Below are 13,372 nucleotides of genomic sequence, written 5' to 3' on the forward strand. Positions count from 1 at the left end.
AGCCGTTCCGGCCCGGCCGAGCAGCCCCGACGGCCGAGCAGCCCCGACGGCCGAGCAGCCCCGACGGCCGACGGCCGCCGGGCAGCGCCACTGCCGAACGGCCGAGGCGCCGGCGGCGCTAGGCGGCGAGGGCCTCGGCGGTCTCGGCGCCCGGGGCCGACGGGTCGGCGTCGTCGGGCCAGAAGCGGCGGAACATGAACCACTGCGTCGGCGACTGCCGCACCACTTCTTCCTGGCAGGCGAACATGTACTGGGTCAGGCGCTGGATCTCCCGCAGGCGCTCCGCCGCGCCGCTCACCGGCCGCGGGAACATCGGCGGGAACGCGCGGATGTAGTAGCGGTTGCCCGGCGCATACCAGACATAGCCCGGCATGACCGCGGCGCCCGACTTCACCGCCAGGGCGGCGGAGCCGATCGGCACGTAGGCGCGGTGGCCGAAGAACGTGACCTCCACGCCCCGCTCCCGGGTCACCGGCCGGTCGATGACGATCGCCACCGCCCGGCTCGCGTCGAGCTCCTGCATCACCCGGCGCGCGGCGACCGACACCGGAATGACGCTGACGTTCTTCTCCTGGCGGTGGCCCTGGAGGAGGTTGTTGAGCCGCGGGTCCTTGAACGCGTCGGCGATGGCGGAGATCGGCACCAGGCGCGCGACGAGGGCGCCGGCCAGGTCCCAGCTGCCGAAGTGGCCGGTGGTGATGATCATGCCCTTGCCGGGGGCCATCGCCTGCCGGACGCAGTCGCGCCAGCTCATGCCCTGGGTCAGGTCCTGGCAGCGGGCGTCGACGTCGAGGATGTCCATGTACGGCAGGCAGATCAGCGACGCCGCGGTCCGCCCGTAGTTGCTCCAGGAGGACAGGGCGGCGCGCTTGACGCGGCGGTCGGAGGCGGGCAGCCCGAGGACCTTCGCCATGTTCTCCTGCGTGACGAGGCGCTTGGAGCGCCACCCCAGGTAGCTCGCCGAAGTGACGGTCGAGGCGAGCCCATGCCGAATGCGACGCGGCGTCCGGCCGGCAACGACGATGCCCGAGCGCGCGAGCCAGTATACGGATGACACCGTGCGGTCTCCCTACGTCCGGAGACATTCCATCATCAAAGATCAACACGGAACCAGACAGTGTGGATGTCTGAAATCTGTATGTCCTGGTGGTTAACCTGCCTCTCTGCACATGCCTGCCGTAGCAGACTAGAGCGCCGGGCGCCCGGCTGGGAAGCTCCTGGACGCGGCCGGAGTGGAACTAACCGCGCATGCATGGCGACAATCCAGTCGTGGAATGTGAGCGGTACCGAGAGGCGCTGTCGGCAAGGCTGGACGGCGAGACCGAACCGATCGAGCCGGCGCTGGTCGACGCCCACCTGGCCGGCTGCGCGGCGTGCCGGCAGTGGGAGCGCGAGGCGGCCGCCGTGACCCGGCTCGTGCGCCTGCAGCCGATGCCCGACGCCCCGCCGCCCACCGAGCGCCTGCTCGTCGGCTTCCGCTCCCGCCGCCGCCTGGTCCTCCTGCTGCGGGTACTGCTCGGAGCCTTCGGCGCGGCCCAGTTCGTGCTCGGCATCACCCAGGCGGCGACCGCCGCCACGGTCGCCCACCTGCACGGCTCGGGCCACGTGTTCCACGAGTCCGCCGCCTGGAACGTGGCGATCGGCGCCGGTTTCGCCTGGATCGCCACCCGCCGCGCGACCCCGGCCGGCGCCCTGCCGATGCTGACCGCGTTCGTCGCCCTGCTCGCCCTGCTCAGCGCCGGCGACCTGCTCAACGGCACGGTGGAGACGACCCGCCTGATCAGCCACGCCTTCGTCCTGGCCGGCTACGCCATCGTCGTGGCCCTGTCCCGCCCGGCCCTGGACCCGGGCCGCCCCCCGGCCGACCGCCAGGGCCCACCGTGGCGCTGGCGCCGCCCGGCCGCCCTGGACGAGGACCCCGCGCCCACCCCACCCCCGACCCGCCTGCGCCTGATCCAGGGCCAGGCCCGCGCCGACTCCCCCCTCCGCAAGGCCGCCTGACCTCCGACGACCGCAGCGGTCGCGTCGCCATCGGGGCGACCCGGCCGTTATGCGGGAGCCGGCCGATCGCGGCGCAGCAGATACGTGTCCATGATCCAGCCCTTGCGGTCGCGGGCTTCCCGGCGTACCGCCGCGATCTCGTCTATCACGTCGGACAGCCGGCCCGCGACCAGCAGCTCGTCGGGCGTGCCCAGGTAGGCGCCCCAGTAGATGTCGATCGGCTGGTCGCGGTAGGCACGGCAGGCGAGGCCCGCGTCCAGCATCACGACCACGTCGTCGCAGCCCTCGGGCCAGCCCGCGGCCAGCCGGCGGCCGGTGGTGACGTGGACCGGGCCGGCGACCCGGTTGAGCGTGACCCGGTGGCGCGCGGCGAGGGCCTGCACGCTGCTGATACCCGGGATCACCTCGAAGTCCACCGCGTGGCCCGCCTCGCGGATGCTCTCCAGGACGCGGATCGTGCCGTCGTACAGCGCCGGGTCACCCCAGGCCAGGATGCCGCCGGCGCCGCCCTCGGGGAGTTCCCGCTCGATCGCCTCGGCCAGCAGCCGGGCCCGCTCGTCGCGCCAGTCGCGCACCGCCCCGGCGTAGTCGGCCGCGGCGCGGTCCCGCGGCGGGTCCGGGATGATCACGGTCCGGAAGTCGTTTCCGGTGACGTACCGCTCGCAGAGCGCCCGCCGGGCCGCGGTCAGCTCGGCGGCGGTGTCGCCCTTGTCGAGGACGAAGAACGCGTCCACGGCGTTCATCGCGTTGATCGCCTGGACGGTGACCTGGTCCGGGTCCCCGGCACCGACCCCGATGATCAACACTGTGCGCATGCCGACCATCGTAGGCAGCGCTCAGTGGCAGGCCAGCAGGCCCCGCTCGGTGAAGAAGTCGCGAGCCTCCTTGACGTCGGTCTCGGGCAGCAGCGTCCAGGGCAGCACCAGCACGCCCGCGCCGCCGATCACCACCACCCAGAACTCGTCCGTCTCCTCGACCCGCTCCACCGCCGACCAGGCGTAGCCGGAGCGCAGGCTCGGGGTGTGCACGGAGACGGAGTCCTCGGTCAGCTCGTAGGTCGCCGTCTCGGCGAACACGCCGGTGCGGGCCCGCGGGGCGGCGAGCACCAGCAGCCACGGGCCGACGAGCAGGGTCATGCCGGGCGCGAGCAGCACGCCCGCGCCGATCGGGGTGCCCAGGATGAGCGCGCCGAGGCCGGCCACCGACAGGCCGCCGCCGACGAGGTTCCACGAGCGCAGCTTGCCCCGGGTGCGGGCGCGCACCGACCGGCGCGTGCGACGGCTGTCGGGCTGAACGGTCAGCGTGATGTGCATCGTTCCCCGCTCATTGACAATGCTGCCGCGACAGTACGCCATCGTCGATCTCTCACGCGCCCGGCACCCGGGGGCGCGGGTGACCAGCGCGCCGATGCGTCGGGGGGTCAGATCCCGTCGGTGGACGAGCCGACGGTCCAGTAGACGCGGTTGTACTCCTCGAGCGCGAGGCGGTCGTCGTCGGCGCGGTAGGTGGTGATCCCGCAGTTGGCCGGCGCGGCGCCCTCGGGCCATCGCTGGGCCTGCGAGTAGCTCCAGCCCTCCAGCAGGAACCGGAAGCAGCGCAGCGTGCCGCCGTGCGTCACGACCATGATCTTCTCGCCGGCGTGCTCGCGGAACAGCGTGTCGAGGAAGGTGTGCACGCGGCCGGTGACGTCGGCGAGGCTCTCCCCGCCCGGCGGGCGGGCCATGAAGCCGCCGAAGGTCTGCCAATACTCATTCAGCCAGGGAAACGCCGCCTCGGCCTCGGCGGTCGTCATGTCGTAGGCGAAGCCGGGGTCGCGCTCGCGGATGAACAGCTCGGTCTTGAGCCGCATCCGCTCCCGCTCGGCGCCGGTGTAGGCGCCGAGGATGCCCTCGGCGGTCTGCTCGGTGCGCGCGTAGCCGGAGGTGAACACGTAGTCGAAGGTGCCGAACCGGTCGCGGATGGCCAGGCCGGTCTGCTCGGCCTGCTTGTGCCCGTCGGCGGTCAGCTCGATGAGGTGGTCGGGCACGCCCCGGACCACCTGGCGGGCCGCGTCATCGGCGAAGTAGACGCTGCCCTTCTTGGCGATGTTGCGGGCGGACTCGGCGTGCCGGACGAGGACCAGCAGGGCGGGGAGTGTGCGGGTCACCTATGACTCGTACTGCTCCTGAGGCACCGGGATCAAGGTGACCTCGGACACCTCGATATACGGGATCGCCTCGCCGTTGACGTCGTCCTGCAGCTCGCGGCCGGTGTATTTGCCGGTGACCCGCAGCCACTGCTGGTCGGCGAGGCCCTCGGGCAGTTCCCCGGCGAGCGCGACCTTCACCGGGCGGGCGTCGGCGGCGCAGCAGCTGACCATCATGCGGGCGAGGATCCAGCTGTCCTGCGGGCCGCGCATGGCGAAGCCGGTGAGCTCGATGCGCCGCTCGCCGAGGGAGGCGCCCTTGTCGAAGATCGCCCGGGAGGCGTAGTCGAGCATGGTGAGCTTCAGCGGGTCGCCGGCCGGCAGCGGGGCATACTCGGAGCGGGCGGTGACCGCCGAGCCGGAGCGGCCAGCCGCGTAGGAGCCCAGCGCCGGCGGCGCGAAGAGCAGCAGCCCGAGCACCGGGGCCAGCAGCAGCCACGCGACCTTGGGGCCGCCGTGCGCGTGGCCGTGCCCGTCGTCGTCCGCGTGCTCGGCGTCGCCGTGCGCGTGCTCGGTGCGGGGGCGGGACCTCAGCTCGTACCACAGCGTGTAGATGCCGGCGAGGACCAGGATGCCACCGGCGACGATCAGATACGGCTGGAGACCGGGCTTGACGTAGTTGAGGTACTGCCCGGTGAGGCTGGCGCGCAGCACCGCGCCCCCGACCAGCAGCAGAATCACGGCCTGCGCCTGCTTGTTCACAACAGCACCGGTCCCAGGACGGCGGAGACGAGGATCGCCACGACGAACGTGGCCGGGGCGAAGCGCAGCGCGAACCGGCGGCCGAAGATGCCGGCCTGCATGGCGAAGAGCTTCAGGTCGATCATCGGCCCGACGACGAGGAACGCCAGCCGCGCGGTCAGCGAGAACTGGGTCAGCGACGCGGCCACGAAGGCGTCGGCCTCCGAGCAGATCGACAGCAGCACGGCGAGCAGGCCGAGCGCGACGACCGCCACCGCCGGGTTGCCGGCCAGGTGCGCGAGCCACGCCTTGGGCACCACCACCGCGATGATCGCGGCCGAGGCCGCGCCGATGACCAGGAACCCGCCCGCGTGCAGCACGTCGTGGCGCACCGAGGCCCAGAACGCGGGCCACTTGGCCAGCCCGTCGAGATGGGTCCGGGACGGCATGCGCAGCCAGCTGCCCTTGCCGAAGGCCTGCCACAGCCAGCCCATCAGGCAGGCGACGACGAGGCTGGCCACGGCCCGGCCGACCACCATCTGCGGCTGGCCGGGGAAGGCGACCGCGGTGGAGATCAGCACGACCGGGTTGACCGCGGGCGAGGCGAGCAGGAAGGCGAACGCGGCGGCGGGCGTGACCCCGCGGCGCACCAGCGCGCCGGCCACCGGCACGGACGCGCACTCGCAGCCGGGCAGCACGACCCCGGCGACGCTGGCGGTCGGCACCGCCAGGGCCGGGTGCGACGGCAGCGCCTTGGCGAAGAAGGACGGCGGCACGAACACCGCGATGATCGCGGAGAGCACGATGCCGAAGACGAGGAACGGCATGGCCTGGGTGAGCACGGAGACGAACACGGTCAGCCAGGTCTGCAGCGCCGGCGTGGCGAGCGACCGGGTGATCGGGCCGCGCAGCACCACCACCAGGACGAGCAGCGCCGCGAGCACCTCGACCGAGCCGGGCCGCCACCGCCGCGCGGGCGCCGCCGGCTCGGGCGGCGCGGGCGTTTCCTGCGTCAGCGTCACGCTGAGGAGGCTACCGCGTCGATTGGTACCGTCGGCATGAAGCGCCGACAAACACTTCGGAGCGTGCACACATGACCACTGAATTCGACTCGCTCGGCTGCGCCCTGGCCCAGGGGACCGTCGAGCCGGCCCCGGACGGCCGCGCGGTCGTCGCGGTCTTCGACTCGCCGGTCGCCGCGCACCTGCTGCACTTCGCGGCGGAGCTGGGTTATCGGGTACAGCTGGCCGAACCGGACCTGGGCAAGGTCACGATCGACGCGAACACCGACGTCGTCGTCACCGACCACGACCGCCCCGAGCTGGGCGAGGTGCTGCGTGACGCGCTGGCCTCGCCGGCTCGCTGGATCGGGGTGATGGGCACCCCGCGGCACGAGGGCCCGCACGTGGCCGCGCTGCGCGGGCTCGGCGTCGCCGAGGCGGACATCGCCCGGGTACACCGCCCGATCGGGCTCAACATCGGCTCGAGGACGCCGCCGGAGATCGCCCTGGCCACCCTCGCCGGGCTGGTCGCCGATCGCAACGACCGGCCCGGCGGGTTCTACTGAGCGATGCAAGACCGCCCCCACCGCGCGAAGCGGCATGGGGGTTGTGGGGTGGGCCCCCCACCGATGCTCGAGCGAAGCAAGAGCCAGGCTAGCTAACAGCCGGGCAGGCGCTCGATCAGGTAGCGCTCGACCTGGTCGAGGGAGACGCGCTCCTGGGCCATCGAGTCGCGGTCGCGGACGGTGACGGCGTTGTCGTTGAGCGTGTCGAAGTCCACCGTGAGGCAGAACGGCGTGCCGATCTCGTCCTGGCGGCGGTACCGCCGGCCGATGCCCTGCGCGTCGTCGAAGTCCACCGTCCAGCGCTTGCGCAGCTGGGCGGCGAGGTCGCGGGCCTTGGGCGACAGGTCGGCGTTGCGCGACAGCGGCAGCACGGCCGCCTTGACCGGGGCGAGCCGCTTGTCGAAGCGCATGACCGTGCGCTTGTCCACGCTGCCGCTGGTGTTCGGGGCCTCGTCCTCGTCGTAGGCCTCGAGCAGGAACGCGAGCACCGCCCGGGTCAGGCCGGCGGCCGGCTCGATCACGTAGGGCACCCAGCGCTCCTTCTTCTCCTGGTCGAAGTAGGACAGGTCGACGCCGGAGTGCTTGGAGTGCGTGGTCAGGTCGAAGTCGGTGCGGTTGGCGATGCCCTCGAGCTCGGAGAACTCCTGGCCGCCGAAGCGGAAGCGATACTCGATGTCGACCGTGCGCTTCGAGTAGTGGGAGAGCTTCTCCTTGGGGTGCTCGTAGAAGCGCAGGTTGTCCGCGGACAGGCCCAGGTCGAGGTACCAGTTCCAGCGCTCCTGCAGCCAGTAGTCGTGCCACTGCTCGTCGCTGCCCGGCTCGACGAAGAACTCCATCTCCATCTGCTCGAACTCGCGGGTCCGGAAGATGAAGTTGCCCGGGGTGATCTCGTTGCGGAAGCTCTTGCCGACCTGCGCGATGCCGAACGGCGGCTTCTTGCGCGCGGCGCCGGCGACGTTGTTGAAGTTGACGAAGATGCCCTGCGCCGTCTCCGGCCGCAGGTAGTGCAGGCCCTCGTCGTTCTCCACCGCGCCCAGGTAGGTCTTCATCAGGCCGTTGAACATCCGCGGCTCGCTGAAGGTGCCCTTGTTGCCGCAGTTGGGGCAGTTGATGTCGCCGAGCACGAACGGCTTGCCGGTGCCGTTCTTCTCGACCCAGGCCTCTTCGAGGTGGTCGGCCCGGAAGCGCTTGTGGCAGGAGGCGCATTCGGTCAGCGGGTCGACGAACGCGTCGACGTGGCCGGAGGCCACCCACACGTCGCGGGCCAGGATGACCGCGGAGTCCAGGCCGACGATGTCGTCGCGCTGCTGGACCATCGTCCTCCACCACTGGCGGCGCACGTTGTCCTTGAGCTCGACGCCGAGGGGGCCGTAGTCCCAGGCCGAGCGCGTGCCCCCGTAGATCTCGCTGGACGGGAAGACAAAGCCGCGGCGCTTCGCGAGGCTGACGACGGAATCGATGCGATCTGCGGCCATGGTTCCTCCTCGGCCTCACGGCGACTGGCTGTCGGCAAGGCGTGGTTGTCGGGAAAATCGTGACAAGACGGTTGGCGCGGGCAAACCGTCAACGTCACCATCGACGGTACGGTTACGCCGTGACGAGCCGCACCAGATTAACCGGCGGCGCGCGGGGCCCGGCCGGTCGGGGCGGCCTAGTCCAGTCCGCCGCAGATCACATAGCGGGTGCCGTTCTGTTGCATGAGGTACTCCTGCTCGGTCCAGGTGCCGCCTTGCTCGACCCGGGCCGGCACGACGATCTGGTCGGTGATCCGCACGTCGTCGGCGTTGACCGTGAAGTCGGTGACCCGGTTCTGGTCGTAGTGGTCCTCGAACCAGCCGACGGTGTGCGTGCGCGCCTCGGTGTCGCAGAGCTGCCGCCGGGCGGTGGCGTAGTCCTCGTCGCGCACCGCCGTCAGGTAGTCCTCCACCACGGCGGCGACCTGGGCCTGCCCGAGCGAGTTGGCATACGGGATCAGGAAGCCGATGCCCACGATCCCGCCGACGCAGCACAGCACCGCGACCAGGCCGCCGATGCCCAGCGTCCACCACAGTCCGCGCAGGTCGCGGTCGCGCGGCGGCGCGGCGAACGGGGCGAGCACGCCAGGGCCGCGCGGCGGTGGCGGCACCTCGTCGAGCTGCGGCGGCATCATGTGGATCAGCCTATCCAACCTCAGGCGCGATCACTGGTGGTGACCTTGAGCTCGCCGCCCGGCGCGCTCTCGGCCAGCACCTCGAACGCCGAGGGCTCGTCGAGCGACTGGGCCAGCAGCGGGGTGGCGTGCACCTTGACGTCGAAGGCGGACAGCGCCCGCCGGTAGGCCCCGACCGACTCCCACTCGGTGACGATGCTCCAGTGCGCCGGGTCGTCGTATGCGCGGGCGAGCCGCCCGCGCAGGTACCCTGGGCATGCCGCGAGCGCGGCAAGTGCGGCGTGCGCGCGCCCGGCGAATTCGTCGGCGGCGTCCGCCGTATCGTCGATGACGAACCTGGTCATCACGAGCATGCCGCCAAGCATATGGAAGGACTGCGCCCCATGACCGAGCGCGTGCTCATCCGGCTGTCCCGGATGAACAAGACCCTGGTCTTCCTGGCCGGCGTCGCGGTCGTGTTCGCCGGGCTGCTGCTGCCCGGCATCGTCGGTGCCGCGATCCTGGTCGTACTGGTCGCCGGGCTGGGCTGGCTGCTGAGCCGGACCTGGGCGGTGACGCCGCCGCCCATGCGGGCCACCCGTGTGATCATCCTCGCCCTGCTGCTGTGTGTCGCCGCCTACAAGGCAAGTTGACAACGATTCCCATTATCGGGCACGCTCGGAGAGTGGTTCTCCAGGTCGAACGGGCGGTCGTCGCCTACGATGGCCGGCCGGTGCTCGACGGGGTGTCGCTCACCGTCCACGCCGGCGAGGTGGTCGCCGTGCTCGGCGCCAACGGCTCCGGCAAGTCCACGCTGGTCAAGGCCGCGATGGGGCTGACCCCGCTGGCCGGCGGCGAGGTGCGCCTCTTCGGCACCCCGCTGCGGCGCTTCCGCGGCTGGCACCGGATCGGCTACGTGCCGCAGCGCGTCGGCGCCGGCGGCGGCGTGCCCGCCACGGTCGGCGAGGTGGTCGCCGAGGGCCGGCTGGCCCGCCGCGGCTTCCTGCGCCCGGCCTCGGCCGCCGACCGGCGCGCCGTGGGCGAGGCACTGGCCGCGGTCGGCCTCGCCGAGCGCATCCGCGAGCCGGTCTCCGTGCTCTCCGGCGGCCAGCAGCAGCGGGTCCTCATCGCCCGCGCCCTGGCCGGCGCCCCGGAGCTGCTGGTCCTCGACGAGCCGACGGCCGGCGTCGACGCGGTGAGCCAGGAGCTGTTCGCCGACTGCCTGCACCACTTCGTCGCCCAGGGCGGCACGGTGGTGCTGGTCGCGCACGAGCTCGGCCCGCTGCGCCCGCTGATCAGCCGGGCCGTGGTGGTGAACCGGGGCGAGATCGTCCACGACGGCGCCCCGCCGGCGACCGACGACGACCACGTGCACCCGCACGCCGCGGCCGCCTGACCGGTGGACATCTTCACGTACGACTTCATGATCCGCGCCCTGCTCGGGGCGCTCATCACCGGCGCGTCCGCCCCCGCGATCGGCATCTATCTGGTACAGCGGCGGCTGTCCCTGATCGGCGACGGCCTGGGCCACGTCGCGCTCACCGGCGTCGGCCTCGGCCTGCTGCTGCACCGCTCGCCGGTGCTCGTGGCGGTCTTCGCCGCCGCGGCCGGCGCGGTCGTCATCGAACTGGTCCGCCAGCGCGGCCGCACCTCGGGCGACATCGCCCTGTCCATGCTCTTCTACGGCGGCATCTCCGGCGGCGTGGTGCTGGTGAACCTGTCCGACGCGCAGAGCAGCCGCAGCCTGGTGTCGTACCTGTTCGGCTCCCCGCTGACGACCAGCCGGCAGGACCTGACCGTGATGCTGATCCTGGGCTGCGCGGTGCTGGCCGTCGCGGTGCTGCTGCGACCATGGCTGTTCGCGGTGTGCCACGACGAGGAGTACGCCCGCGTCTCCGGCCTGCCGGTGCGCACCCTCAACCTCATCCTGGCGATCACCACCGCGGTGACCGTGACCGTCGCCATGCGCGCCGTCGGCCTGCTGCTGGTCAGCGCGCTGATGGTGGTACCGGTGGCGACCGCCCAGCAGATCACCCGCGGCTTCCGGGCCACGATGCTGGCCGCGATCGGCCTGGGCCTGCTGGCCTCCGGCGGCGGGATCTGGCTGTCGACCGCGATCGACACCGGCCCCGGCGCGACGGTGGTACTCCTGGCCATCGCCGGTTTCTTCGCGGCCACGGTGGGCGCCGGCGCGGCGCGCAGGGTCCGCGGGGTGCGCCGTCCGGAGCCCCCTCCGGCGACCGCTCCCCCGCCCCCCGGCACCGGCGCCGGCCCCCTAGACCTGGCGGGCGATGCACGTGCCGGGGCCTGACGGCTACGCCGCGCCGGCCCCCGACGGCTACGAGGCGGCCGGGGAACTGCTGCGGGCGCTGTCCGCCCCGCTGCGCATCCGCATCGTCACCGAACTGGCCGACGGCCCGCGCTGCGTGCACGAGTTGGTCGAGACCCTCGGCGCGCCACAGCCACTGGTCTCGCAACATTTGCGCGTGCTGCGCGGCGCCGGCGTGGTCCGCGGCGCCCGCCGGGGCCGCGAGATCGCTTACTCCCTGTTAGACGAGCACGTGGCCCACATCGTCGCCGACGCCGTAACCCACGCCCGCGAGCCCCACTAACCCCTCCCGCCCCCGCCCCCGCCCCCGCCCCCGCTGCCCGCTCCTCGCTCCCTCGCCCCGTTCCCGCTGCCCGCTCCGCGCCCGTTCGCCCAAATCGGATTTTTCCCCTGACAGGCCATATATCTGATTCGTCCAGGCGGAAAGTCTCCGCGATCATGCACGCAACCAAGCCGACACCCCGGGTTCGCCATGATCCCGGAGACATCCGGTACCCAGGCGTACGTTTTGTCTCCGCGATCATGAAAAACCCGTGGTGCACACGGCCGGTTGAGCATGATCACGGAGACAAAACGCGCCACCGGGCAGCGGGCAGCGGGCAGCGGGCAGCGGGCAGCGGGCAGCGGGCAGCGGGCAGCGGGCAGCGGGGATTCAAGATCAACGCACGGAAGGCGTCAAGCGGGCGGGATTCCCGCGGATACGCCACGCTTGATGTCATGAAGGTCTATGCCGATCGCGCGCCCGTCGCCCTGCGTCAGGTACTCACCGATGTGCTGGTCGTCGTGTGGGTGTACGCCTGGGTGAGGCTGGGCATGATGCTGTTCGACCTGATCCAGAAGCTGGCCGTGCCCGGCCAGCAGCTCGAGGGCGCCGGCGACGGCCTGGCCCGCAACCTCGGCGCGGCGGGCGACAAGATCAAAGGCGTGCCAGGCGTGCCCGACTCCGTGGCCTCGCCGTTCACCGACGCCGCGGGCGCCGCCACGTCGCTGGCCAACGCCGGGCGCGAGCAGCAGACCATCGTCCACGACCTGGCCTGGGTACTCTCCGTGGTAATCGTCGTGCTGCCCGTACTCCTCGTCATCGCCGTCTGGCTGCCGCTGCGCATCCGCTGGATGCGCAGCGCCGGCTCGGCGGCCCAGTTGCGCGCCGTGTCCGCCGGGCGCGACCTGCTGGCCTTGCGCGCCCTCACCACCCAGCCGCTCAAGCGGCTGCTGCGGGTCGACCCGGAGATCGCCGCACGCTGGCGGCGCGGCGATCCCGACGCGGTCGAGGCCCTGGCCCGGCTACAGCTGCGCTCCCTGGGCCTGCACTAGGCACTGTCTCCTGGATCTTGGGATGATCTATGCCGTCCGATTTGTTACTCGGACGCTATGACTGCCCGATTCGAACTCACCGACGCCGAATGGGAACTGCTCCACCCGCTGCTGCCCGCCGACCCACCACGCGGCGGGCGGTGGCGGGACCACCGCACCGTGATCAGCGGCATCCTGTTCCGCGAACGCACCGGCATCCCGTGGCGGGACCTCCCCGCCCGATTCGGCAACTGGAAGACCATCTACCAGCGCAAACGCCGCTGGGCACTGGACGGCACCTGGCAACGCATCGCCGAACGGCTCCGCCTGGACACCGACCTCGACGACGGCGACGACTGGACCCTCGGCATCGACAGCACGGTCGTGCGCGCCCACCAGCACGCCGCCGGCGCCCGCCACCAGCCACCAGCCGACCAGCCGCCGGCCGGCCGGTCAAAACCGTAGCGGCGACCATCCCCGAACAGGCCGCTGAACCCGAAGCCCTGGGCCGGTCCCGGGGAGGATTCAGCACCAAGCTGCACCTGGCCGCCGACCGCCGCAGCCGACCCGTCAGCCGCACCATCACCGCCGGGCAACGCCACGACCGCATCGGCTACCCAGCGGTGATGGCCGGCATCCGCATCCCCCGCCGCCGCGGCCGGCCCAGGACCCGGCCCGCCCGCATCCTGGGCGACAAGGCCTACTCCATCCGCGCGATCCGCGCCGACCTGCGCCGCCGCCGCATCGCCGCGACCATCCCCGAACGCGCCGACCAGCAGGCCAACCGCCGCAAACGCGGCGCCGCCGGCGGACGGCCACCAGCGTTCGACACCGAACGCTACAAGGAACGCAACACCGTCGAACGCGCGGTCAGCAAACTCAAACAGTTCCGCGCCGTAGCCACCCGTTACGACAAGAGAGCCTTCATGTACCTCGCGGCCATCGACATCGCCACCATCAAAATCTGGCTTCGCGACCTCGCCGCAGATCCACGAGACACGGCCTAGCCCAGCCAACGCGATGACCGCTAGCCCAGCCAACGCGATGACCAAAACCGGCCAATGCGCGGACCGCTCAATCACCGCAGCGCACCGCCGGCCCGCCGGTCGTGCCGGCCCTCCGCCGCGCTTCGCGCGAGCCCGCCGGACCCAGCCAACGCGCGGACCCAGCCAACGCGCGGACCCAGCC

16 protein-coding genes and 1 pseudogene are annotated in these 13,372 nt (G+C 72.0%); 8 read left to right on the forward strand and 9 right to left on the reverse strand.

What is annotated here, in order from left to right; genetic code table 11:
• Window positions 1-118: 118 nt before the first annotated feature.
• Window positions 119-1,057 (reverse strand): lysophospholipid acyltransferase family protein, encoded by a 939-nt coding sequence (locus ACQPXD_RS47180; RefSeq protein WP_432830167.1) that lies wholly within the window; start codon window positions 1,055-1,057, stop codon window positions 119-121.
• A gap of 212 nt (window positions 1,058-1,269) precedes the next feature.
• Between ACQPXD_RS47180 and ACQPXD_RS47185 the strand changes: the two genes are divergently transcribed.
• A complete protein-coding gene (locus ACQPXD_RS47185) occupies window positions 1,270-2,001 on the forward strand; it encodes a zf-HC2 domain-containing protein (RefSeq protein WP_432830169.1) in 732 nt (243 codons plus the stop codon).
• Window positions 2,002-2,048: 47 nt separating this feature from the next.
• On the opposite strand, the gene cobF is transcribed toward ACQPXD_RS47185, so the two are convergent.
• From cobF to ACQPXD_RS47210, 5 genes are all read right to left on the reverse strand, one after another.
• A complete protein-coding gene (gene cobF / locus ACQPXD_RS47190; RefSeq protein ID WP_432830171.1) occupies window positions 2,049-2,816 on the reverse strand; it encodes a precorrin-6A synthase (deacetylating) in 768 nt (255 codons plus the stop codon).
• A gap of 21 nt (window positions 2,817-2,837) precedes the next feature.
• Window positions 2,838-3,314: a YcxB family protein gene (locus ACQPXD_RS47195; protein ID WP_432830173.1), complete on the reverse strand. Its 477-nt coding sequence runs from the start codon at window positions 3,312-3,314 to the stop codon at window positions 2,838-2,840.
• A 107-nt stretch (window positions 3,315-3,421) separates the two neighbouring features.
• A complete protein-coding gene (locus ACQPXD_RS47200; protein ID WP_432830175.1) occupies window positions 3,422-4,147 on the reverse strand; it encodes a histidine phosphatase family protein in 726 nt (241 codons plus the stop codon).
• The gene (locus ACQPXD_RS47205) at window positions 4,148-4,888 is read right to left on the reverse strand and encodes a TIGR03943 family putative permease subunit (RefSeq protein WP_432830177.1); all 741 of its coding nucleotides are present in this window, start codon (window positions 4,886-4,888) and stop codon (window positions 4,148-4,150) included.
• The gene (locus ACQPXD_RS47210) at window positions 4,885-5,889 is read right to left on the reverse strand and encodes a permease (RefSeq protein ID WP_432830179.1); all 1,005 of its coding nucleotides are present in this window, start codon (window positions 5,887-5,889) and stop codon (window positions 4,885-4,887) included. Before ACQPXD_RS47210 ends, ACQPXD_RS47205 begins: the two co-directional genes overlap by 4 nt.
• Window positions 5,890-5,960: 71 nt before the next feature.
• Between ACQPXD_RS47210 and ACQPXD_RS47215 the strand changes: the two genes are divergently transcribed.
• Entirely contained in the window at window positions 5,961-6,434 is a 474-nt protein-coding gene (locus ACQPXD_RS47215) for an XdhC family protein (protein ID WP_432830181.1), read from the forward strand.
• 92 nt (window positions 6,435-6,526) lie between these two features.
• On the opposite strand, the gene ACQPXD_RS47220 is transcribed toward ACQPXD_RS47215, so the two are convergent.
• The 3 genes from ACQPXD_RS47220 to ACQPXD_RS47230 all read right to left on the reverse strand — a co-directional run bounded on the left by ACQPXD_RS47220 (window position 6,527) and on the right by ACQPXD_RS47230 (window position 8,936).
• Window positions 6,527-7,909, reverse strand: coding sequence for a glycine--tRNA ligase (locus ACQPXD_RS47220; protein ID WP_432830183.1), 1,383 nt, complete (start codon window positions 7,907-7,909; stop codon window positions 6,527-6,529).
• Between the two features lie 176 nt (window positions 7,910-8,085).
• Entirely contained in the window at window positions 8,086-8,583 is a 498-nt protein-coding gene (locus tag ACQPXD_RS47225; protein ID WP_432830185.1) for an Rv0361 family membrane protein, read from the reverse strand.
• A gap of 20 nt (window positions 8,584-8,603) precedes the next feature.
• Window positions 8,604-8,936 (reverse strand): antibiotic biosynthesis monooxygenase family protein, encoded by a 333-nt coding sequence (locus ACQPXD_RS47230; RefSeq protein WP_432830187.1) that lies wholly within the window; start codon window positions 8,934-8,936, stop codon window positions 8,604-8,606.
• 30 nt (window positions 8,937-8,966) lie between these two features.
• Here ACQPXD_RS47230 and ACQPXD_RS47235 point away from each other — a divergent pair, with 30 nt between their 5' ends.
• The 6 genes and pseudogenes from ACQPXD_RS47235 to ACQPXD_RS47260 all read left to right on the forward strand — a co-directional run bounded on the left by ACQPXD_RS47235 (window position 8,967) and on the right by ACQPXD_RS47260 (window position 13,191).
• Window positions 8,967-9,215, forward strand: a complete 249-nt coding sequence (locus ACQPXD_RS47235; RefSeq protein ID WP_432830189.1) for a DUF6703 family protein — start codon at window positions 8,967-8,969, stop codon at window positions 9,213-9,215.
• Window positions 9,216-9,247: 32 nt separating this feature from the next.
• Window positions 9,248-9,958 (forward strand): metal ABC transporter ATP-binding protein, encoded by a 711-nt coding sequence (locus tag ACQPXD_RS47240; protein ID WP_432830191.1) that lies wholly within the window; start codon window positions 9,248-9,250, stop codon window positions 9,956-9,958.
• A 3-nt stretch (window positions 9,959-9,961) separates the two neighbouring features.
• Entirely contained in the window at window positions 9,962-10,873 is a 912-nt protein-coding gene (locus ACQPXD_RS47245; RefSeq protein WP_432830193.1) for a metal ABC transporter permease, read from the forward strand.
• Window positions 10,860-11,174: an ArsR/SmtB family transcription factor gene (locus ACQPXD_RS47250; RefSeq protein WP_432830195.1), complete on the forward strand. Its 315-nt coding sequence runs from the start codon at window positions 10,860-10,862 to the stop codon at window positions 11,172-11,174. Before ACQPXD_RS47245 ends, ACQPXD_RS47250 begins: the two co-directional genes overlap by 14 nt.
• 434 nt (window positions 11,175-11,608) lie before the next feature.
• Window positions 11,609-12,205, forward strand: coding sequence for a hypothetical protein (locus ACQPXD_RS47255; RefSeq protein ID WP_432830197.1), 597 nt, complete (start codon window positions 11,609-11,611; stop codon window positions 12,203-12,205).
• A gap of 57 nt (window positions 12,206-12,262) precedes the next feature.
• A pseudogene (locus tag ACQPXD_RS47260) lies at window positions 12,263-13,191 on the forward strand (IS5 family transposase).
• Window positions 13,192-13,372 lie beyond the last annotated feature (181 nt).

The sequence above is a fragment of the Dactylosporangium sp. CA-092794 genome (assembly GCF_050948465.1).
Lineage (GTDB): Bacteria > Actinomycetota > Actinomycetes > Mycobacteriales > Micromonosporaceae > Dactylosporangium.

What these genes read in the sequence shown, in the direction of transcription:
- ACQPXD_RS47230 (WP_432830187.1), bottom strand. Translation starts at nt 8,936, where the DNA reads ATGCTCGTGATGACCAGGTTCGTCATCGACGATACGGCGGACGCCGCC.
- ACQPXD_RS47225 (WP_432830185.1), bottom strand. Translation starts at nt 8,583, where the DNA reads ATGATGCCGCCGCAGCTCGACGAGGTGCCGCCACCGCCGCGCGGCCCT.
- cobF (WP_432830171.1), bottom strand. Translation starts at nt 2,816, where the DNA reads ATGCGCACAGTGTTGATCATCGGGGTCGGTGCCGGGGACCCGGACCAG.
- ACQPXD_RS47255 (WP_432830197.1), top strand. Translation starts at nt 11,609, where the DNA reads ATGAAGGTCTATGCCGATCGCGCGCCCGTCGCCCTGCGTCAGGTACTC.
- ACQPXD_RS47220 (WP_432830183.1), bottom strand. Translation starts at nt 7,909, where the DNA reads ATGGCCGCAGATCGCATCGATTCCGTCGTCAGCCTCGCGAAGCGCCGC.
- ACQPXD_RS47235 (WP_432830189.1), top strand. Translation starts at nt 8,967, where the DNA reads ATGACCGAGCGCGTGCTCATCCGGCTGTCCCGGATGAACAAGACCCTG.
- ACQPXD_RS47215 (WP_432830181.1), top strand. Translation starts at nt 5,961, where the DNA reads ATGACCACTGAATTCGACTCGCTCGGCTGCGCCCTGGCCCAGGGGACC.
- ACQPXD_RS47195 (WP_432830173.1), bottom strand. Translation starts at nt 3,314, where the DNA reads ATGCACATCACGCTGACCGTTCAGCCCGACAGCCGTCGCACGCGCCGG.